Origin of the sequence: Actinoplanes sp. NPDC049681 (assembly GCF_044465265.1) — a bacterium.
In the GTDB taxonomy this organism is placed as follows: Bacteria; Actinomycetota; Actinomycetes; order Mycobacteriales; family Micromonosporaceae; genus Actinoplanes.
Genome location: NZ_JBITLP010000004.1, coordinates 631,729 through 650,154, shown reverse-complemented (window position 1 = coordinate 650,154; position 18,426 = coordinate 631,729). Strand labels below are relative to the sequence as shown.

At 72.2% G+C, this 18,426-nt stretch carries 21 protein-coding genes; 10 read left to right on the top strand and 11 right to left on the bottom strand.

The genetic code is table 11. The features are described from left to right. Positions 1 to 26: 26 nt before the first annotated feature. A complete protein-coding gene (locus ACIBO8_RS17435; RefSeq protein WP_396116233.1) occupies positions 27 to 926 on the bottom strand; it encodes an ADP-ribosylglycohydrolase family protein in 900 nt (299 codons plus the stop codon). A gap of 102 nt (positions 927 to 1,028) precedes the next feature. Between ACIBO8_RS17435 and ACIBO8_RS17430 the strand changes: the two genes are divergently transcribed. The 4 genes from ACIBO8_RS17430 (at position 1,029) to ACIBO8_RS17415 (ending at position 5,870) form a co-directional block, all read left to right on the top strand. Next, complete coding sequence (locus ACIBO8_RS17430) at positions 1,029 to 1,718, top strand: response regulator transcription factor (RefSeq protein ID WP_199513587.1); 690 nt, start codon at positions 1,029 to 1,031, stop codon at positions 1,716 to 1,718. Between the two features lie 104 nt (positions 1,719 to 1,822). Then, a complete protein-coding gene (locus ACIBO8_RS17425) occupies positions 1,823 to 3,139 on the top strand; it encodes an ATP-binding protein (protein ID WP_396116232.1) in 1,317 nt (438 codons plus the stop codon). A 242-nt stretch (positions 3,140 to 3,381) separates the two neighbouring features. Next, positions 3,382 to 5,688 carry an RICIN domain-containing protein gene (locus ACIBO8_RS17420; protein WP_396116231.1) on the top strand — a complete coding sequence of 769 codons (2,307 nt, stop codon included), beginning with the start codon at positions 3,382 to 3,384 and terminating at the stop codon, positions 5,686 to 5,688. 23 nt (positions 5,689 to 5,711) lie between these two features. Continuing rightward, positions 5,712 to 5,870 carry a hypothetical protein gene (locus tag ACIBO8_RS17415; protein WP_396116230.1) on the top strand — a complete coding sequence of 53 codons (159 nt, stop codon included), beginning with the start codon at positions 5,712 to 5,714 and terminating at the stop codon, positions 5,868 to 5,870. A 15-nt stretch (positions 5,871 to 5,885) separates the two neighbouring features. Here the strand turns inward: ACIBO8_RS17415 and ACIBO8_RS17410 are convergent, their stop codons facing one another. Both ACIBO8_RS17410 and ACIBO8_RS17405 read right to left on the bottom strand, forming a co-directional pair. Continuing rightward, on the bottom strand, positions 5,886 to 6,914 hold the full coding sequence (locus tag ACIBO8_RS17410; RefSeq protein WP_396116229.1) for an adenosine deaminase: 1,029 nt from the start codon (positions 6,912 to 6,914) through the stop codon (positions 5,886 to 5,888). After that, positions 6,911 to 7,690 carry a trans-aconitate 2-methyltransferase gene (locus ACIBO8_RS17405; protein WP_396116228.1) on the bottom strand — a complete coding sequence of 260 codons (780 nt, stop codon included), beginning with the start codon at positions 7,688 to 7,690 and terminating at the stop codon, positions 6,911 to 6,913. Before ACIBO8_RS17405 ends, ACIBO8_RS17410 begins: the two co-directional genes overlap by 4 nt. Before the next feature lie 55 nt (positions 7,691 to 7,745). Here ACIBO8_RS17405 and ACIBO8_RS17400 point away from each other — a divergent pair, with 55 nt between their 5' ends. Together ACIBO8_RS17400 and ACIBO8_RS17395 are read left to right on the top strand one after the other, a co-directional pair. Then, positions 7,746 to 8,723, top strand: coding sequence for an aldo/keto reductase (locus ACIBO8_RS17400; RefSeq protein ID WP_396116227.1), 978 nt, complete (start codon positions 7,746 to 7,748; stop codon positions 8,721 to 8,723). Continuing rightward, complete coding sequence (locus ACIBO8_RS17395) at positions 8,710 to 8,988, top strand: hypothetical protein (protein WP_396116226.1); 279 nt, start codon at positions 8,710 to 8,712, stop codon at positions 8,986 to 8,988. Before ACIBO8_RS17400 ends, ACIBO8_RS17395 begins: the two co-directional genes overlap by 14 nt. A 106-nt stretch (positions 8,989 to 9,094) precedes the next feature. On the opposite strand, the gene ACIBO8_RS17390 is transcribed toward ACIBO8_RS17395, so the two are convergent. The 8 genes from ACIBO8_RS17390 to ACIBO8_RS17355 form a co-directional block, all read right to left on the bottom strand. Then, the gene (locus tag ACIBO8_RS17390; RefSeq protein WP_011905669.1) at positions 9,095 to 9,298 is read right to left on the bottom strand and encodes a cold-shock protein; all 204 of its coding nucleotides are present in this window, start codon (positions 9,296 to 9,298) and stop codon (positions 9,095 to 9,097) included. A gap of 269 nt (positions 9,299 to 9,567) precedes the next feature. After that, entirely contained in the window at positions 9,568 to 9,840 is a 273-nt protein-coding gene (locus ACIBO8_RS17385) for a DUF4235 domain-containing protein (RefSeq protein ID WP_396116225.1), read from the bottom strand. Continuing rightward, positions 9,837 to 10,274, bottom strand: coding sequence for a DUF3618 domain-containing protein (locus ACIBO8_RS17380; protein WP_396116224.1), 438 nt, complete (start codon positions 10,272 to 10,274; stop codon positions 9,837 to 9,839). The genes ACIBO8_RS17385 and ACIBO8_RS17380 overlap by 4 nt, the downstream gene beginning before the upstream one ends. Beyond that, complete coding sequence (locus ACIBO8_RS17375; protein WP_396116223.1) at positions 10,271 to 10,708, bottom strand: phage holin family protein; 438 nt, start codon at positions 10,706 to 10,708, stop codon at positions 10,271 to 10,273. The genes ACIBO8_RS17380 and ACIBO8_RS17375 overlap by 4 nt, the downstream gene beginning before the upstream one ends. 72 nt (positions 10,709 to 10,780) lie before the next feature. Beyond that, entirely contained in the window at positions 10,781 to 12,019 is a 1,239-nt protein-coding gene (locus tag ACIBO8_RS17370) for a mechanosensitive ion channel family protein (protein WP_396116222.1), read from the bottom strand. Between the two features lie 93 nt (positions 12,020 to 12,112). Beyond that, on the bottom strand, positions 12,113 to 12,934 hold the full coding sequence (locus ACIBO8_RS17365; RefSeq protein WP_396116221.1) for a DUF1206 domain-containing protein: 822 nt from the start codon (positions 12,932 to 12,934) through the stop codon (positions 12,113 to 12,115). A gap of 59 nt (positions 12,935 to 12,993) precedes the next feature. Then, the gene (locus ACIBO8_RS17360) at positions 12,994 to 13,320 is read right to left on the bottom strand and encodes a hypothetical protein (RefSeq protein ID WP_396116220.1); all 327 of its coding nucleotides are present in this window, start codon (positions 13,318 to 13,320) and stop codon (positions 12,994 to 12,996) included. Between the two features lie 41 nt (positions 13,321 to 13,361). Next, a complete protein-coding gene (locus tag ACIBO8_RS17355; protein WP_396116219.1) occupies positions 13,362 to 14,939 on the bottom strand; it encodes a glycoside hydrolase family 3 protein in 1,578 nt (525 codons plus the stop codon). 174 nt (positions 14,940 to 15,113) lie between these two features. Here ACIBO8_RS17355 and ACIBO8_RS17350 point away from each other — a divergent pair, with 174 nt between their 5' ends. Genes ACIBO8_RS17350 through ACIBO8_RS17335 form a run of 4 tightly spaced genes read left to right on the top strand, consistent with a single transcriptional unit; the run spans position 15,114 to position 18,406 of the window. After that, the gene (locus ACIBO8_RS17350; RefSeq protein WP_396116218.1) at positions 15,114 to 15,239 is read left to right on the top strand and encodes a hypothetical protein; all 126 of its coding nucleotides are present in this window, start codon (positions 15,114 to 15,116) and stop codon (positions 15,237 to 15,239) included. A gap of 18 nt (positions 15,240 to 15,257) precedes the next feature. Beyond that, complete coding sequence (locus ACIBO8_RS17345; RefSeq protein WP_396116217.1) at positions 15,258 to 16,208, top strand: TIGR03557 family F420-dependent LLM class oxidoreductase; 951 nt, start codon at positions 15,258 to 15,260, stop codon at positions 16,206 to 16,208. 39 nt (positions 16,209 to 16,247) lie between these two features. Then, positions 16,248 to 17,894, top strand: a complete 1,647-nt coding sequence (locus ACIBO8_RS17340; RefSeq protein ID WP_396116216.1) for a RecQ family ATP-dependent DNA helicase — start codon at positions 16,248 to 16,250, stop codon at positions 17,892 to 17,894. An 8-nt stretch (positions 17,895 to 17,902) separates the two neighbouring features. Next, positions 17,903 to 18,406, top strand: coding sequence for a hypothetical protein (locus ACIBO8_RS17335; RefSeq protein ID WP_396116215.1), 504 nt, complete (start codon positions 17,903 to 17,905; stop codon positions 18,404 to 18,406). The last annotated feature ends 20 nt before the right edge of the window (positions 18,407 to 18,426 follow it).

Here is an 18,426-nt window from a genome sequence, read left to right as displayed (position 1 = left end):
CAGACGATGCTAGTAGGTCCCCCGGCTCACCTTTCGAGCGACGCGGCCACCCACTCCGGTAGTGGTTCACGAGCGCTGATCCACTCCGCCGGAATGCCGTCCACCCCGGTGTGGGCGGCCACGACTCCCCCGGCCATCGCCGCCGTGGTGTCCACGTCACCGCCGGCCGCGATGCACGCCGTGATCGCGCGCGGATAGTCGGTGAGGTGGTGCGCGGCGACCCACAGCGCGAACGGCACCGAGTCCTGCGCCATCGCACGGGTGCCGGTGCCCAGCTCGTACGCGGCCTCGCCCGCGTCGTGAATGCGGGTGGCGAGCACGAGGCCGTCGCGCACCCGGCTGTGCGGGGTGTGGGCCACCACCGCGCCGAGCAGGTCGACCGGCCGGCCGTCCAGCCTGGCCGCGGCGGCCACCGCGGCGGCGACCGTCACCGCCACCCCGCCGGCGATGCCCTCGGGGTGGGCGTGGGTGACCTCCGCGGCCCGGGCGCCCTGGACGGCGGCGTGAGCGAGTGAGTCGGCGTGCCAGGCCCCGAGCGGCGCGGCCCGCATGGCGGCGCCGTTGCCCGCCGAGCCCTGCCCGTCGAAGGCGGCCGCCGCCGCGAGCGGCCACGGGGTGCCTTCGCGGATCTGACGCAGCATGACGACAGCTCCGGGGCCGTATCCGCGATAGGGGTCGAAGTGCCGCCCCAGGAGGTCGGCGAAGCGGTCCCGGTCGAGCTCGGCGTCGTCACTGGCCGTCAGGGCGCCGAGGAGGCAGCAGGCCTCCTCGGTGTCGTCGGTCCACGGCCACGGCGGGTCCGGCAGCACACCGGGGCGGATGCCGGGAACGAAGTACTGGGCACCGAGAGCGTCGCCCACCGAGAGCCCGGTGAGGGCGTCGGCGGCGAGCGCCGCCCGGGTGTCTGGAAAGAGTGTGAAGGACATCGGTGCTCGAATCCTACCGCCGATTTGGTGACTCTCCGTATCGGAGAGATGCCGCTGAATGACGGATTCGGTCTATCTTGCCAAGGGCAGTACCTTCTTCGCATGGCCACGGTGTTGCTCGTCGAGGACGACCACGTCGTGCGCGGTGCGATGCTCCGGTCGCTGGCCGACCGGGGGCACGCCGTGCACGCCGTCGGCACGGCTCTCGACGCCCTGCGCCGGGTCGCCGCGGAGACACCCGACCTCGTGGTGCTCGATCTGGGGCTGCCCGACCTCGACGGCTCGGACGCGCTGCGGATGCTGCGCGGGATCACCGACGTGCCGATCATCATCGCCACCGCGCGCGACGACGAACAGACGGTCGTGCGGCTGCTGCGCGCCGGGGCCGACGACTACATGGTCAAGCCGTTCACCGGCGCCCACCTCGACGCGCGGATCACCACGGTGCTGCGCCGGGTCGGCCGCGCCAGCCGCACCGCCCAGCCGGCCGTGCACGAGGTGGGTGAGCTGCGCGTCGACATCGGCGAGCGCAGCGCCAGCCTCGGCGACCAGCCGCTGGCCCTGACCCGCAAGGAATTCGATCTGCTGGCCTATCTGGCCGCACGCCCGGGCCGGGTCGTCTCGCGTCGTGAGCTGTTGGAGGAGGTATGGCGACAGCCGTCAGTCGGCGAGGACCAGACGATCGACGTGCATCTGTACTGGCTCCGTCGGAAACTGGGCGAATCCGCAGCGAAGCCTCGCTACCTGCGCACCGTGCGGGGGGTCGGATTCCGGTTGGTGGCCCCGGACTGAGGGCCCGGCTGGCCTACGTCAGCGCCGCCACCACCACCATCGCCGCCCTCGCCTTCCTCATCCCGCTGGGCTGGGAGCTGCGGGCGGACCACCGCGACAGCGCCATGGCCGCGGCCCAGCAGCGCAGCGCCACGGTCGCCGGGGCGGTCGCCGCGAACGCCAACAAGAAGGGCGTCGACGCCGCGGTCAAGGCGGCCGGCGGTGACGTGGTCGTGCACGCCCCCGGCACGACCAAGGACAGCCGCGTGCCCGTCGAGAAGCTGGTCGCCGCCGCGCGCGGCAACGAGCCCGTCGAGGTCGACGTCGACGGCGGGGTGGTCCGGCTGCAGCCCGTCGCCGCGAACGAGAAGACGTCCGTGGTCGAGGTCTTCGTCCCCGACGCCGAGCTCGGCGCGGGCACCGCCCGGGACTGGTGGATCCTGCTCGGGATCATGGCCGGCCTGGTCATCGGCTCGGTGATCGTGGTCGACCGGCTGGCGCGCGGCGCGGTCGCCTCGGTCCGCAACCTGGTCCACGCCGCGATGGCGGTCGGCGGGGGCGACCTCGGCGTCCGCATCCAGCCCTCCGGTCCCCGCGAGCTGGCCGAGGCCGGGTACGCGTTCAACCGCATGGCCGACCGCCTCGTCACGTCCCGCACCAGCGAACGGGAACTGGTCGCCGATCTCTCGCACCGGCTGCGTACGCCGCTGACCGTGCTGCGCCTCGACGCCGAGGCGCTCGACCCGGACGACACCCACATCGGCGAGTTCTCCGCGGCCGAGCTCGACCGCCGCCGCGGCATCCGGCGCATCCGGCAGGCGATCGTCACCCTCGAGGGCGAGGTCGACCAGCTCATCAACACCACGCGCGCCGCGGTCGCCGCCCAGGTCGCCGACGCCCCCGAGGAGGGGCTGTGCGACGCCGCCGAGGTCGTCCGGGACCGCATGGTCTTCTGGTCCGCCCTGGCCGGCGACCAGAACCGGCAGTACCGGGTGGTCGGTGCCCAGCTGCGCATCCCGGTGCCGGTGGCGCGCACGGAGCTCGCGGCGGCCCTCGACGCGGTGCTGGGCAACGTTTTCCGCTACACCCCCCAGGGCACGGCGTTCGAGGTCGGCATCTCCCGCCGGGACGGCTGGGTGGCGCTGCGCGTCGACGACGCCGGGCCGGGCATCGACGACCCGGAGAAGGCGCTGCAGCGCGGGCAGAGCGAGCAGGGCTCGACCGGCCTGGGGCTGGACATCGCGCGGCGGGCAGCCCAGGCCGCGGGCGGCTCGGTCAGCCTGGCACGGGCCGCCATGGGCGGTGCCAGCGTGGTGATGCTGCTCGCCGACGCGGAGGCGCCCCCGAAGCAGGCGAGCCGGTTCGGGCTCGTCGGCCGCCTGGCCCGGGAACGCGATTCCGCGAAGCGCAAACGGCCGCATCAGCGCACGGACGAGTCGTGAGCACGGCAAGGCGGCGGCAAGAGGCGCAATTACCCCGGACGGTAGAAGGATTGCTTAGATCTGTATTAAGGGCGTTCCCCTGGCGCGGCCGGGCTGGCACGCTCTACCCCGATCCCATCCGGCTTCCCGGTCCGAAGCCCGCAACACGTCCCCACACCCCGGACCGGCGAAGCCCTCGCGCGGTGGGAGGTGGTCACCCCATAACCCCCTCCCACCGCGCCCCCGCAGCAGGAGGAGATGGTTTGCCCGCGCACCGACGGCCTGCGCTTCGTGGGGAGGCACCGCAACGGCGGCGCCCGGCCCCCGACCGCGGCCGGCGGCACGCCAGCCCCCGTGCGCACCGGCTGCTGCCGATCCTGCTCGGCGTCTTCGTGCTCGGGATCGGAGGCGTGGTCGGCCCCAGCGTCGTCAGCGGCGGCTGGAACGCGGGCGGCGGCAGCCAGGGCCGCGAGCGCATCACGTACGCGTCCCTGCCCGACGATGACCCCGGCCAGGGCCTCGTCTACGACGGCCTGGTCCCGGCGGGCAAGGACTCGCTCTGCGCCGGTACGTACGAGCTCGACGACGAGACCTGCACGCACGGTCCCGACCCGGCACCGGCGGGACTGCGGGTGAGCCGCGACGTCAGCCCGGTGACCGGCAAGGTGCCCGAGCCGGTCGAGCCGCGGCGCGAGTCGGCCGCCGTCCCCCCGGACGCGGAGATCGTCCGCGACGAGGGCGGCAGCTCGCTCACGCCGGGCGCTCCCGCGCTCATCCCCGACGCCGCCCCCGGCCAGGCCGACTTCATCATGGGCGGCCACGACGTGGCGTGCGAGGGCGACGGGCGTACGGGCAACCGCATCCAGGTGCTCTACCTGCACGAGTTCGGCACGCCGAGCCGATACACCGGCTACCTGGGCTCGATCCGCAACTGGGCGGCCGGCGTCGACCAGATCTTCGACGCCAGCGCGGCCGAGACCGGCGGCTCCCGGCACGTCCGGTTCGTCACCACCCCGCAGTGCCGGGTCGACGTCGCCGAGGTCCAGATGCCCGAGGGCGCCCTCGCGTCGTTCACGCGCAACATCGCCGCCCTGCAGACGCTCGGCTACAACCGCAACGACCGCAAATACCTGATCTTCGCCGACGCCAACGTCTACTGCGGCATCGGCACGTACATCGCCGACCACCGCGCGGGGCTCGGCAACCGCAACAACGGCGGGCCGTCGTACGGGCGGGTCGACGCCGGCTGCTGGAGCTCGGCGGTCGCGGCCATGGAGACCACCGAGATGCTGGGCGCGCTGCTGCAGGACTCCCCCAACTCGACGGGCGCCGGCAGCTGCACCGACGACAGCGACCTGCTGTGCCGCCCGGACCGGTCCGGCTCCGCCCTGCGGCAGGTGTGCGCGAAGAAGCACGAGACCCGACTCGACTGCGGCAACGACGACTACTTCAGCACCGACCCGAAGCCGGGCAGCTACCTGGCGGAGAACTGGAACGTCGCGCAGAGCGAGTTCCTGCTGCGCAGCGACGGCGGCGACGAGGCGCCGGACGCACCGAACGCGCGCCCGGCCGAGCCCGACGCGACGCCCGGCGCCACCCCCTCCGCGAAGCAGACGCAGGTCCCCGTCTCGGAGGCCCCGGCTCCGCCGGCCCCGGGGAACGGCGACACCGGCGGCAACAACGGCACGGGCAGCAACGCCGGCGGTAATGGCAACGGCAACGGCGGCAGCAACGCCGGTGGCAACGGTACGGGCAACGGCGGCGACGCCTCCGACGGTGGCGGCGATGCGCCGGCGGGTCCGGCCGACCCGGGGGCGTCGGCGGAGCCGGTCCCGACCAGCGGCGCCCCGGTGGCCGCCGATCCGATCGTGCACACGGGCGGCAAGCCGGGAACCGAGCCGGTGGCAGCCGTGCAGGCAGTGCTCGAGGTCCGCGACCCGACCAGCACGTCGGTCCGGCTCACGTGGAGCGCGGCCGCTCCGGAGGCGGAGTACGAGGTCGACGTCGACGGGGCGATCATCGCCACCACGAAGGCGACCCGGGCCCGGCTGATCGGCCTGCGGCCGGACACCAAGTACCAGGTGACCATCCGCAATGCGAAGTCCGGCTACACGGCGAAGGGCGTCGCGCAGTCGGCGCCCGCGGCCCGGCCGGCGGCGAACTCCTGGTTCGTCCTGACCAACTCGCTCACCGGCGGCGCGGCCGACCTGTACGCGGCCCGCACGGCCAACGGCACACCGCTCACCCTGGGCGGCGCGGACGGCGGCTCCCAGCAGCAGTGGAAGCTCGTCCCGGCCGGGGGCGACACCTTCTCCCTGCAGTCGCGGGCCAGCGGCAAGTGCGTGGTCCCGCTGGGTGGCAACCCGGTGGCCGGTGCGCCGCTGGTGCAGGGCGACTGCGACAGTGGCCGGTGGAAGCTGTTCGCCACCGATCACGGGTTCAGCCTGCGGACCAACGTGGGCAACCTGGCTGCCGGGGTGGGCAACCAGCGCTTCGGACCGGCCCGCCTGCTCGTGCTGCAGAACCCGGAGCAGGCGCGGCACCAGAGTTGGACGGCGGTGCCCGGCTGACGTCCGGGCGAGGGAGAGTGACGATGCTGGACACCGACGTACGCCCCGTACCGGAGGTCGACGAGGACGACCGGAAGCCGTTCAACCGGCGCCGGATCGTCCGGGTGGTGGCGATCCTGACGATCGGCATCCTCGCCGTGCTGGCGATCTGGCAGGACCCGCTCTACGCGGACCGCTTCTAGCCGCCGGCCTGCCCGTCAGCCCGAGATCCGGCCCGCGGCGTAGTCGTCGATCTCGGCGATGAGGCGCTCCTTGCCCGCCGCGGGCAGGAACGACGCGCTGACGGCCGCCCGGGCCAGGTCGGCCACGCCCGTGCGGTCCAGGCCGAGCAGGTGCGCGGCCTCCGCGTACTCCTCCTCGAGCGTGGTGCCGAACATGGGCGGGTCGTCCGAGTTGATCGTGACGGGCACGCCGGCCGCCACCAGCGTGGCCAGCGGGTGCTCCTCGATCGAGGCCACGGCCCGGGTCCGCACGTTCGACGTGGGGCACACCTCGAGCGGGATCTCCTCCTCGGCCAGGTACGCCATCAGCTGCGGGTCCTGCGCCGCCGAGATGCCGTGGCCGATCCGCTCGGCGCCCAGGTCGCGCAGGGCGTCCCAGATCGTCTCCGGGCCGGTCGTCTCCCCGGCGTGCGGGACGCTGTGCAGCCCGGCCGCGCGCGCCTTGTCGAAGTACGGCTTGAACTGCGGCCGGGGCACGCCGATCTCGGGTCCGCCGAGGCCGAAGCTGATCAGCCCGTCCGGCCGCTCCTCCAGCGCGATGCGCAGCGTCTCCTCCGCGGCCGGCAGCCCCGCCTCGCCCGGGATGTCGAAGCACCAGCGCAGCTCGACGCCGAAGTCCCGGGCGGCCCCGGTCCGGGCGTCCTCGATCGCCGCGCAGAACGCCGGCGCCGGGATGCCACGGCGCACGTGCGAGTACGGCGTGACGGTCAGCTCGGCGTATCGGACCTGCTGGCGGGCGAGCTCCCGGGCGACCTCGTAGGTCAGCGTCCGGACGTCCTCGTCGTCGCGGATCAGGTCGACCACGCTCAGGTAGACCTCGATGAAATGGGCGAAGTCGCGGAACGCGAAGTAGTCGGCCAGGTGGGCGGGATCGGCGGGCACCGGGGAGTCGCCCTCGTGCCGGGCGGCGAGCTCGGCGACGATCCGGGGCGAGGCCGAACCCACGTGATGCACGTGCAGCTCGGCCTTCGGCAGACCGGCGATGAACGAGGCGAGCTCGGTCACTTTTCCTCCTGGACATGGGCCACGACGAAGATCCGGCGGAACGGGAACGCCACGTGTCCGCTCCGGGCAGGGTAGACCGCCGTGAGCTTCGCGCCGAGCGTGGCCCGGAAGGCGCGCCATCGCGTGTCGTCCAGGGCCGCCTTGACCGGCCGCAGCGCCGTGCCCTCCATCCAGCGCAGCACCGGGTGTTCGTCGCCCGTGGCGGGCAGGAGATGGACGTACGTCGTCTCCCACGCGTCCACGGCGGCGCCCTCGGCCAGCAGCCGCGCGGCGTACCCGGCGGCGTCGTCGACCGGAGCCTCGCGGACCAGGTCGCCGAGGGCATCGGCGAAGGGCTCGCTGCGCGCCACCTCGCGCAGCGCCCGGTGCGACGGCGCGTCGAAGTTGCCCGGCACCTGCATCGCGAACCAGGCTCCGGACGGCAGCGACCGGACCCATGCCGTCAGCAGGTCGCCGTGCCCGGGCACCCATTGCAGGGCCGCGTTGGTGATGACGACGTCCGTGCCGGGTCCGGGACGCCAGTGCGCGAGGTCTCCCAGCCGGAACTCGGCGGGCGACCCCAGCGCGGCGGCCTTGGCGATCATCTCGGGCGAGGAGTCGAGGCCCACGACCCGGGCACCGGGCCAGCGCTCGGCGAGCGTGGCGGTGAGCTCGCCGGGCCCGCAGCCGAGGTCGACCACCGTGCGGGGCCGCTCGGCGCCGACCCTGGCCACCAGGTCGAAGAAGGGACGTGACCGCTCCTGGCCGAAGCGGTGATAGACGGCGGGATCCCACATTGCCAACCTCCAAACCGTACGTACGTCTTGCTATAGCGTACGTTAGGCTCGCCCGGTGGAAAAGCGCAGCTTCGGCCGCCTCGGCCGGGATGTCGGAGCGATCGGACTCGGTGCCTGGCAGCTCGGCGCCGACTGGGGCGAGGTGAGCGAGGAGGACGCCCACGCCACGCTCGGCGCCGCCGTCGACTCCGGCGTGACCTTCATCGACACCGCCGACGTGTACGGCGACGGCCGCAGCGAACAGGTCATCGGCAGCTTCCGCAAGACCCGGCCGGGCCTGACCGTCGCCACCAAGATGGGCCGACGGGTGCCGCAGGAGCCGGAGAACTACACACTGGACAACTTCCGGGCGTGGACCGACCGCTCCCGCAGCAACCTCGGCGTCGACACCCTCGACCTGGTGCAGCTGCACTGCCCGCCCACGCCGGTGTTCAGCACCGACGCCGTCTACGACGCGCTCGACACCCTGGTGCAGGAGAAGCGCATCGCGGCGTACGGGGTCAGCGTCGAGAAGGTCGACGAGGCCCTCGCGGCGATCGCCCGACCGGGCACCGCCAGCGTGCAGATCATCGTCAACGCGCTGCGGCTGAAGCCGCTCGAGCGTGTGCTGCCCGCGGCGGCCGAGGCGGGCGTCGGCATCATCGCCCGCGTCCCGCTCGCCTCCGGGCTGCTGTCCGGCCGCTACGACGAGAACACCAGCTTCCCCGCGGACGACCATCGGAACTACAACCGCCACGGCGAGGCCTTCGACGTCGGCGAGACCTTCTCGGGCGTCGACTTCCGTACGGGTCTGGAGGCGGTGCGGCGGCTGCGGCCGTACGTGCCGGAGGGCGCGACGATGGCCCAGTTCGCGCTCCGCTGGATCCTGGACCACCCGGCGGTGACGGTGGTGATCCCCGGCGCCCGCAACGCCGATCAGGCCCGCGGCAACGTGGCGGCGGCCGATCTGGCGCCCCTGCCCCGCGAGGCCCACGAGGCCGTGCGGACGGTCTACGACGAGCTGATCCGGCCGCAGGTCCATGAGCGCTGGTGAGCAGGGGCCCGCGGCCCCGGACGAAGGCGTGCCGCTGAAGGGCTGGCTCTGGCTGACGGGCGGCATGCTCGCCCTGGTGATCGGGGTGCTGTGGACGGCCCAGGGTCTGGACCTGGTCCACGACAGCATCATGAGCGGCGTGACCGCGTTCGCCGTGGTCGGGCCCGTGCTCGCGGTGGCGGGGCTGGGCCTGATCGTGACCGGGGTCCGCGTGCGGGCGCGCCACAAGCGACAGCCGGCCACGCCGCAGGAGAAGAAGCCGTAGAAAGCAGACGGCCCCGCACCCTGCCGGAGCAGGACCCGGGGCCTTACTGCTGGAGCCGACCTCCGCCAGGCGGTCGGCTGCCGGCATCACGGCCGGCCGGTAGGTCTCAGAGGGGGCGAACCTGCTCCGCCTGCGGGCCCTTCTGGCCCTGGGCGATCTCGAACTCGACCCGCTGGTTCTCTTCCAGAGTGCGGTAGCCGCTCGTCTGGATGGCCGAGAAGTGGACGAACACGTCAGCACCCCCGCCGTCGACGGTGATGAAGCCGAAGCCCTTGTCTGCGTTGAACCACTTCACGGTTCCTTGCGCCATGCTGAACTCTCCTTCTGGAAATGCCGGCCCGGTGATGCGGGGCCGATGGTCGTTTTCGTGCAGCGGAGCCGCGAACGGCCATTCAGAAGGAACCGCCTCCTGCAGAAGGCTTACCGCCTGACCACTTACGCAAAAACTGGCCACACTGTACCCGAAGAACCACCCGAAAAGCTTCCCCTTGGACGAATCCCGTGGACTCCGGCACCAGCGAAAAAGGCCCCCAGCAGCGCTGAGGGCCTTGACGGTGGTCGATACAGCTATCCCAGATATCAGTCCGGCCACGTACCCGTAATCTTGCGGACACCTGCCGCCCCGCCCCGGTCGACGAGCGCCTTGACCGTGGCGAAGATCGCGCCTTGCAGCGCGGCGGCAGCGATGATCTCTCCCCAGCCGCGATCCTCGTCGGTGGCGTTCGGTGCGTCGTCGTCGCCGGAGGCCAGCTTCCAGACCTCCTTGAAGATGAAGCCCGCGAGGGCGCCCGCGCCGATGCCCAGCAGCAGGCCCACCGGCTTGTACGCCACCTTCTGGAGCTTCCCGCTCACTTACGCCTCCCCCGGACGATCAGGATGATGCCGACCAGCGCCACGCCGGCCGCGAGCACCGCCGCGAACGGCACGGGGTTACGGCGTACCTGCTCGCGGGCCTCCTGCGCCTTGTCGAGGGCGCCCGTCTCCCGGACCTTGTCCAGCGCCGGGGAGACCTTGTCGCCGGCCTGGGAGGTCGCGGAACGCACCTTGTCGGACGCGACCGCGGCCGCGTTGGCCGCCACCCCGCGCACCTTCTCGGTCGCCTCGTGGACCTGGGCCTTCGCCTTGGCCTTGGTCAGCTCCACCTGCTCCTTGGCCCGGGCCTTCACATCCGCCTTGGCCGCGAGGGCCTGGACGGTCTCGCCCAGCTCCGCCCGGGTCTGCTTGATCTCCGCACGAAGTGCGTCCACGTCGGGCTTGGCACCCGACCCACCGTTCTTGTCGCTCATGCCCGGCTCCTGCCGCTCTTGATCGCGTGCTTGACCTCGTCGACGTCCGCCTTCGCGCTCTCGATCGCGGACTTCGGCTCCGGCGGGACCGCCTGGGTGACCTGCTTCTTGCCGAGCAGCGCCAGCACTCCGGCCGCGGCGAACAGCACCACGGAGACGATCAGCGCGGCCAGCCACAGCGGCAGGAAGAGGTCCAGCACGATGATCAGCGTGGCGAGGAGCGCGCCGACGCCGTACAGGGCGAGCACGCCGCCTCCGCCGAACAGACCCACACCGATGCCGGCGTGCTTGCCTTTCTCCGCGAGCTCCGCCTTGGCGAGTGCGATCTCGTCCCGGACGAGGCGGGTGATCTGCTCGCTCGCCTTCTGGACCAATTCCGAGGTGGACTGGTCGGTCCCCGGACGGGCCGGGCTACCGTTCAGGACATCGGCCATGGTGTCCTCCTTTCACTCCTCGCTGTATGCCCTGCGGGGAACCAAATCAATCCTGCACCGGAAACACCGCCCTCACGGGCGGTCACCGGAAGTTGTGGCCGGGATCGGACGGGCGGGTGCGCCGATATCGCCGGGCTCGTCGTAGCCGCGCTGAGCTGGGGTGTCGTCCGGGCCGCCGAAAGCGGCGGCCCGCTCGTCGCCGTCCCCGGGACCGCTGAAGACCCGGGCATCGTCAGACGCTTCGGCGGCGAAGCCGTTGCTCGTGGAGCGGCCCGGCCCCTGACGGTCGAGACGGGCCACGTCGGCGCGTACCCGGGGCAGGGAGTCGCGGCGGTGCTCGAAGACCCACGCGACGAGTCGCTCGCGCACCAGGCAGCGCAGATCCCACAGGGCTCCCGCGTCGTGGGCGCTCACCAGGGCCCGGAGCCGGATCATGCCGCCGACCGCGTCGGTCACCTGCAGCACGCACACCCGGCCGTCCCACAACTCGGTACCCTCGCAGACCTTGCGCAGCTCGGCACGCAACGGCTCCACCGGCGCGGACCAGTCGACGTCGATCTCGGCGGTGCCCAGCACTGCCGATCCGGTGCGGGTCCAGTTCTGGAAGGGCTTGGTGGTGAAGTACGACGTGGGCAGGATCAGCCGCCGGTCGTCCCAGATCTGCACCGCGACGTACGTCAGGGTGATGTCCTCGATGCGGCCCCACTCCCCCTCGACGACCACGACGTCGTCGATGCGGACCGCGTCGCTGAACGCGAGCTGGAGCCCGGCGAAGACGTTGCCGAGCGTGCTCTGGGCGGCCAGCGCGGCGATCACCGAGACGATGCCCGCGGAGGCCAGCACGCTCGCGCCCAGCGCCCGTACGCCCGGGAAGGTCATCAGCACCACGCCGAGGGTGAGCACGACGATCGCCGCCACGGTGACCCGGCGCAGCATCTGCACCTGGGTCTTGAGGCGGCGGGCCTTCATGTTGTCCGGGACGTCCACCCGCCACTTGGCGAGCGCGAGGTCCTCGAGCACCAGCAGCAGCGCGCCCACCAGCCACGCCACCGTAGCGATCACGAGGATCACCAGTGCGTGCAGGACACCGGCGCGGCCCGGGAAGTCCCCGCCGAAGCCGCGGACGGCCACCTGCACGGCGAAGACCGTGGCAGTGGCCAGGAACGGGTGGTGCGCGGTGGCCGCCAGATCGCAGAGCAGCTGGGAGCGGCGGCCGAGGCGGTTGGTGATCCAGTGCACGGTCTCGACGATCACGATCGCGGCTCCGGCCGCGACCACGACGGCGAGCAGGGCGGTCAGAAGGCTGGTCACGGTTCCCTCTCCTCACCGAGGTTCGTTGCCAGCGACCCAGCTTGCCCTGCCCGCGCCGGGATTCCACCCCGCTCGGGGAAGGTCAGACCTTCCTCACACCTTGCGGTAGCGGGCCTGGAAGAAGCAGTAGATGCCGAACGCGGCGATGCCGAGCGCGATCAGACCCAGCAGCCACGGGCCGTACGGCTGACCGGCCAGCGTCTTGAGGGCGGCGTCGAGTCCGCGCGCCTTCTTGGGGTCGTACGTGACCGCCGCGGCAACGACCAGCACGCCGGCGATGCCGAACGCGACACCCTTGCTGGTGTACCCGGCCACACCGAGCCGGCGGGTGGTCTTGTGCACCGCCGGGTTCATCTGCTCGGTGTGGAGCCGCTTCTCGAACTTCTTCTTGATTCCGTAGATCACGAGTCCGATGCCGACGCCCACCACGACCACACCGACGAGGCCGATCAGGAAACGCCCACCGGTGCTGTCCATGAGGCTGGACGCGCCCTTCTGCTGGCTGTCGCCCGTGGACGCGTTGGCGCCCTTCAGGACCTTGATGCCGGTCCAGGCGAACGACAGGTAGATGATCGCCCGGATACCGGACATCACCCGGGTGGCGATCGCCTCCTTGTCCTGCTCACCGCTCTCGCCGATGGCGGCCTCGAACGCCTGCCACAGGGCGAGGCCGACCATGCCGACGACGGTGATGACCACGAGGGTCTTGCCCATCGGCTGGCTCGCCAGGTTCTGGAAGGCCCCGGACTGGTCGCCCTCCGCGGACGAGTTGCCGAAGGCCAGCTGCAGCGCGATCCAGGCGAAGATCAGGTGGATGACGCCGTACGCGATGAAGCCACCGCGAGCCAGGTATTCGAGGGGTTTGCTGTCGGCCGCGCGTGACGCCGTGCTGCGGACGTGTGAGGAGGCAGTCATGGCGCTGATATGACCGGCGGCGGATTTCTCCAAACCTGCCCCGACGTGCGGAGGACGTGCTAGCGCGACACCTGGAAACTGACGCTGTCGGCGTCGATGCTGTCCAGGGAGACCTGCAGGCCGCCCACGTTGACGGCCTGCTGGCCCTTCGACAGCTGCACCTGCTCGCCGGCGACCTCGAGGGTCACGGTGTTCTGGTCGGCGCTGACGAACTTGGCCTCCACGCCGAGGACCTCGGCGCTCGCGTTCACGCTGCGGTCGATGGTCACCGTGCACTGGTCGAGCCCGCAGTCGACGTTGTCGCTGCTGCACCCGGCGAGCAGGGTGAGGCCCAAGGTCGCAGCGGCGATCAGGGCGGCGAGCGGGCGTGCGGCGGTGGTCGTCACGTGATCGAGGATACGGGGCCGATGCGACGCCCCGGGGCCGGTCAGGCCGCGAGCGCCTGCTCGGTACGCCCCGGGGCGAGCTCGCCCGCGATGAGCTCGGCGGCGGCCCGGCCGCAGGCACGCGTAGCGCCGTACGTGGCGACGTGCAGGCCGCCGCTCACCGAGACCGGCACGCCCATCTCCACCACGATCGTGTCGGGGCGGACGGCGAGCGTGCGGGCCAGCGCGTCGCCCACCCAGGGATGGCGGTGGGCGTCGCGGACCACGAGGACGAGCGGGCGGGCGCCGCTGCCGTCGAGGATCGGCGCGACCGGGTCGGTCACTCCGGCGAGGTCGTCGGCGGAGAGCCGGATCGACGTCGTGCCGGGGAGCAGCTCGCTGAGCGGCGCGCCCACCCCCCAGGGCGTCTCGGCGCCGATCGCGATGTTGCGCGGCGGCGCGAACTCGACCACGTGCGGCGCGGTCCGCAGCGGCAGATCGGGGGCGTCGGCGGTGGTGGTCACCTTCACCGCGCGACGGGCGGCGGCCTGGCCCACGGCCGAGCCGCCGATCACCGCGACCTCGTGGTTCGCGGATCCCGCCGCATCGGCGGCGGCGCGCGCGCCGATCGCCGTCTGGGTCTCCAGGGTCCAGGTGGCCAGCCGGCGGACCCGCGCCGCCGCGTCGTGCAGGCGCTCCTCGGCGAGTTCACCGCTGCGGACGGCCGCGACGACGGCGTCGAGCAGCCGTTCGGCGGTCCGTTCGTCGGCGTGGTCCCCGCCCACGCAGATCGCGTCAGCCCCCGCCGCGAGTGCCTTGACGGTGGCGCCCTCGAGCCCGTACTTGCGGCGTACGCCCTGCATCTCGATGCCGTCGGTGACGATGAGCCCGTCGAAGCCGAGCTCCTCGCGCAGCAGACCGGTGAGGATGCGCCGGCTGAGCGTGGCGGGCAGCTCGGGGTCGTACGCCGGCACGAGCAGGTGGCCGGTCATGATCGACTGAACGCCGGCCGCGATGGCGGCCCGGAAGGGCACCAGCTCGCACTCCGCGAGGCGGGCCAGGTCGTGGTCGATGACGGGTACGTCGTGGTGCGAGTCGACGGCGGTGTCCCCGTGGCCCGGGAAGTGCTTGGCGCAGGCGGCCACGCCGGCCTCCTGCAGGCCCCGGATCCAGGCCGAGCCGTGGCGGGCCACGAGCGGTGCCTCGGCGCCGAACGCGCGTACCCCGATGATCGGGTTGTCGGGGTTGCAGTTGACGTCGGTGTCGGGGGCGTAGTCCAGGGTGATGCCGGCGTGGGCCAGCTCCAGACCCAGGTCGCGGGCGACGGCCTCGGTCAGGTCCGGGTCGTCGACGGCGCCCAGGCCCAGGTTGCCGGGGCGGGAGCTGCCGTGCCGCGACTCGAAGCGGGTGACGTCGCCGGCTTCCTCGTCGATCGCCACGATGACCTCCGGCCGCTCGGCGCGCAGCTGGGCCGTGAGGGCCGCGACCTGCCCGGGCGACTGGACGTTGCGGGCGAACAGCGCCACGCCGCCGAGGCCCTCCGCGAGCCGGCGGCGCACCCAGTCCGGCACGGTGGTACCGACGAATCCGGGCTGCAGTACCGTCGCGGCGAGTCGGTGCAGTTCGCCAGAATTCGGCATGAGTCCGCGTACCTCCGGTGACGATCATTACGCGCCCGGTGAGCGCGTACCCCTCAGTGATCGACCGACAACCGTCATGGGCGCGGCGACGCCCTATGGTCGCCCAGATCGCGACTTCAGTCAACAAACCTTTCTATTAAGCATGGATGAAGTGGGCGGCGCTAAGCTTCGCCGGTGCCGCAGAATCTGGCCGCCTCCGGCGTCGACTGGTCCCAGGTGCACGCCGTACGCCTGCTGGGCGTGGCGCTCGCCGCCCTGCTCCTGCTGTGGGCCATCAGGAGGATGTTCGGCGGCAAGTGAACGGGGTATCCGCCGGGCATGCGAATCGGATATTTCCTGTCCAGCGAGGAGTACACCCCGGCCGAGCTCATCGAGCAGGCCAAGGGCGCGGAGCGGGCCGGGTTCTCGGCACTCTGGATCTCCGACCACTACCACCCGTGGGTCGACGCCCAGGGCCAGAGCGCCTTCGTGTGGTCCACCATCGGGGCCCTCAGCCAGGCCTGCAGCCTGCCCGTCACGACGGCGGTGACCTGCCCGACCGTCCGCATTCACCCGGCCGTCATAGCGCAGGCCGCCGCGACCAGCGCCGTGCTCACCGGCGGCCGGTTCCGGCTCGGCGTCGGCACCGGCGAGGCGCTCAACGAGCACATCTTCGGCGACGCCTGGCCCGAGGCGGACGTACGGCTCGAGATGCTCGAGGAGGCCGTCGAGATCATGCGCGAGCTGTGGAAGGGCGGCGTGGTCTCGTACCGGGGCAAGCACTACACGGTCGAGAACGCACGGATCTACACGCTGCCCGAGAAGCCCGTCGAGATCCTCGTCTCCGGCTTCGGGCCCAAGGCTATCGAGGTGGCTGCCCGGATCGGCGAGGGCTTCATCAGCGTGAGCCCGGACGGTGACGCGGTCCGCCAGTTCCGCTCCGCCGGCGGCGGCGACCGTGTCTGCCAGGCCGGTTTCAAGGCGGCGTTCGCCCCCAGCGAGGACGAGGGCGCGCGGATCGCGTACGAGAAGTGGCCGAACGCCGGCGTGCCCGGCGAGCTGTCCCAGGTGCTGCCGTCGCCCAAGCACTTCGAGCAGGCGTCCCAGCTGGTCACCCAGGACATGCTGAAGGAGGCGTTCGTCTGCGGCAACGACCCGCAGGCACACCTCGAGATGATCGGGAAGTACGCCGAGGCCGGCTTCGACGAGGTCTACGTCGCCAACACCGGGCCGAACTACCAGGGCCTGTTCGACCTGTACGCCGAGCACGTCCTCCCCAAGCATCAGTAGGGTTTCGTGGTGGCCCGGCCAGGGCACAATGGCCGCTCGATGAAGATCCCCGTCTACGGGCCGCGCCTGCGCAGGGTCGCCCGCAAGCACTTCGGCTGGCCCGCCCTGCGCCCCGGCCAGTTCAAGCCCATGCGAGCCGTGCTGCGGCGCAAGGACGCCCTGGTCGTCCTCCCCACCGGGGCCGGCAAGTCGGCGATCTACCAGATCCCGGCCGTCCTGCTGCCGGGGCCGACGGTGGTGATCTCACCGCTGCTGGCCCTGCAGCAGGACCAGATCGCCGCGCTCAACGCCTCCGGCGACCCGAAGACGCGAGCCGTGCGGGTGAGCTCCGCGGAGACACCGGCGCAGCAGCGCGAGGCCATCCGGGAGATCCAGGAAGGTCGCGCCGAGTTCCTCTTCATCACCCCGGAGCAGCTCAGCGACCCCGAGCGGCTGGCGGAGGTGCGGGCGCTGCGCCCGGGCCTGGTCGCCATCGACGAGGCGCACTGCATCTCGGCCTGGGGGCACGACTTCCGCCCCGACTACCTGTCGCTGGGCCACCTGATCAAGGGCATCGGCCGCCCGCCGGTGCTCGCCCTGACCGCGACCGCCTCGCCGCCCGTGCGCGAGGACATCATCGAACGGCTGCACCTGCACAACCCCGAGATCCATGTGTCCGGGCTGGACCGGCGCAACCTGTTCCTCGAGGTCGCGTACTGCCCGGACGAGGACTACCGGTGGCGGCGGCTGACCGCGCTGCTCGACGAGGCACCGCGGCCGGGCATCATCTACGTCGCCACCCGCCGCTCGGCCGAGGAGCTCGCCGAGCGGCTCACCCAGGCCGGGTACGCCGCCGAGTTCTACCACGGCGGCATGGCGGCCGGCGCCCGCGAGCGGCGGCACGAGGACTTCACCGCCGACAAGATCGAGATCATGGTCGCCACCTCGGCGTTCGGCATGGGCATCGACAAGCCCAACATCCGCTGGGTGGCGCACGTCGCACTGCCGGACTCGCCGGACAGCTACTTCCAGGAGATCGGCCGGATGGGCCGCGACGGCGAGCCCGGCCGGGCGCTGCTGCTGTGGCGCGCCGAGGACGAGGCGATCCAGCGGTTCTTCAGCGGCGGCTCACCCGACGTCGCCGAGCTGCGCGAGCTGGCCGCCGCCCTGCGCGCCGGCCCGAGCACCAAGACCGCGCTCAAGGAGAAGACCGGCCTCGGCCCGCGCAAGCTCGGTCAGTTCCTGAGCCTGCTGGAGCAGGTCGGCGCCGCGACCGCGGGCCAGGGCAACAAGTGGACGGTCCCGGTCTTCGCCCCGCTGCCGGCCGCGGCGGCGGAGGCCGCGGTTGCCGCGTACGAGCGCCAGCAGATCGTCCAGCGCTCCCGCACCGACATGATGCGCGGCTTCGCCGAGACCAGGGCCTGCCGCACCCAGACGCTGCTCGCGTACTTCGGTGAGGACGTCAAGAAACCCTGCGGCCACTGCGACAACTGCGTCGAAGGCCTGGCCGAAGAGGTCGAGGAGGCCGCCGGCGACGAGCCGTTCCCGGTCCACAGCACCGTGCGACACCCCGAGTGGGGTTCCGGCATGGTGATGGGCTACGAGGAGGATCGGGTGACGGTGCTGTTCGAGGAGGTCGGTTACAAGACCCTCTCGGTACCCGTCGTCGAGGAACATGCTCTCCTGGTCGCCGACAAGAAGAAGTGAGGACATCCGTGACGGACGAACCGTTGTACGCCCAGTTCGGGTTCACCGACGCCGAATGGGGGCTGCTTGTCGGCCTCCCGCAGTCGGTCCTGACCGCCGCGAGCGCGGCGACGCACGACAGCGCGCGCAAGACCCGCCAGGAGACCGCCGCGGGGCTCGACCAGATCTCGGACGCCCGGGCCTCGGCGAGCCCGCTGGTGACCGCGGTCGCCAAGGCGGTCCTGGACGTGACCGGGGACCCGGACCGCGGCGAGGAGCTGCCGGCCATCGAGCCTGCCGACCCGATCGGCTACGCGCAGGACGTGGTGACCCGGGCGGCGGAGGCGTCGGCGCTGCTGGCGGCCAAGGCCACGCCCGAGGACGCCGAGACCTACAAGCACTGGCTGGTGGAGATCGCGGAGAGCGTGGTCGGCGCGGCGTCGACCGGCGGCGTCCTCGGCATCGGCGGCGATCAGATCACCGAGAGCGAGCGGGCGTTCCGCGACGAGCTGGCCCAGGCCCTCGCGGCCTGACCCGCGGCGGTGCCAAGCTG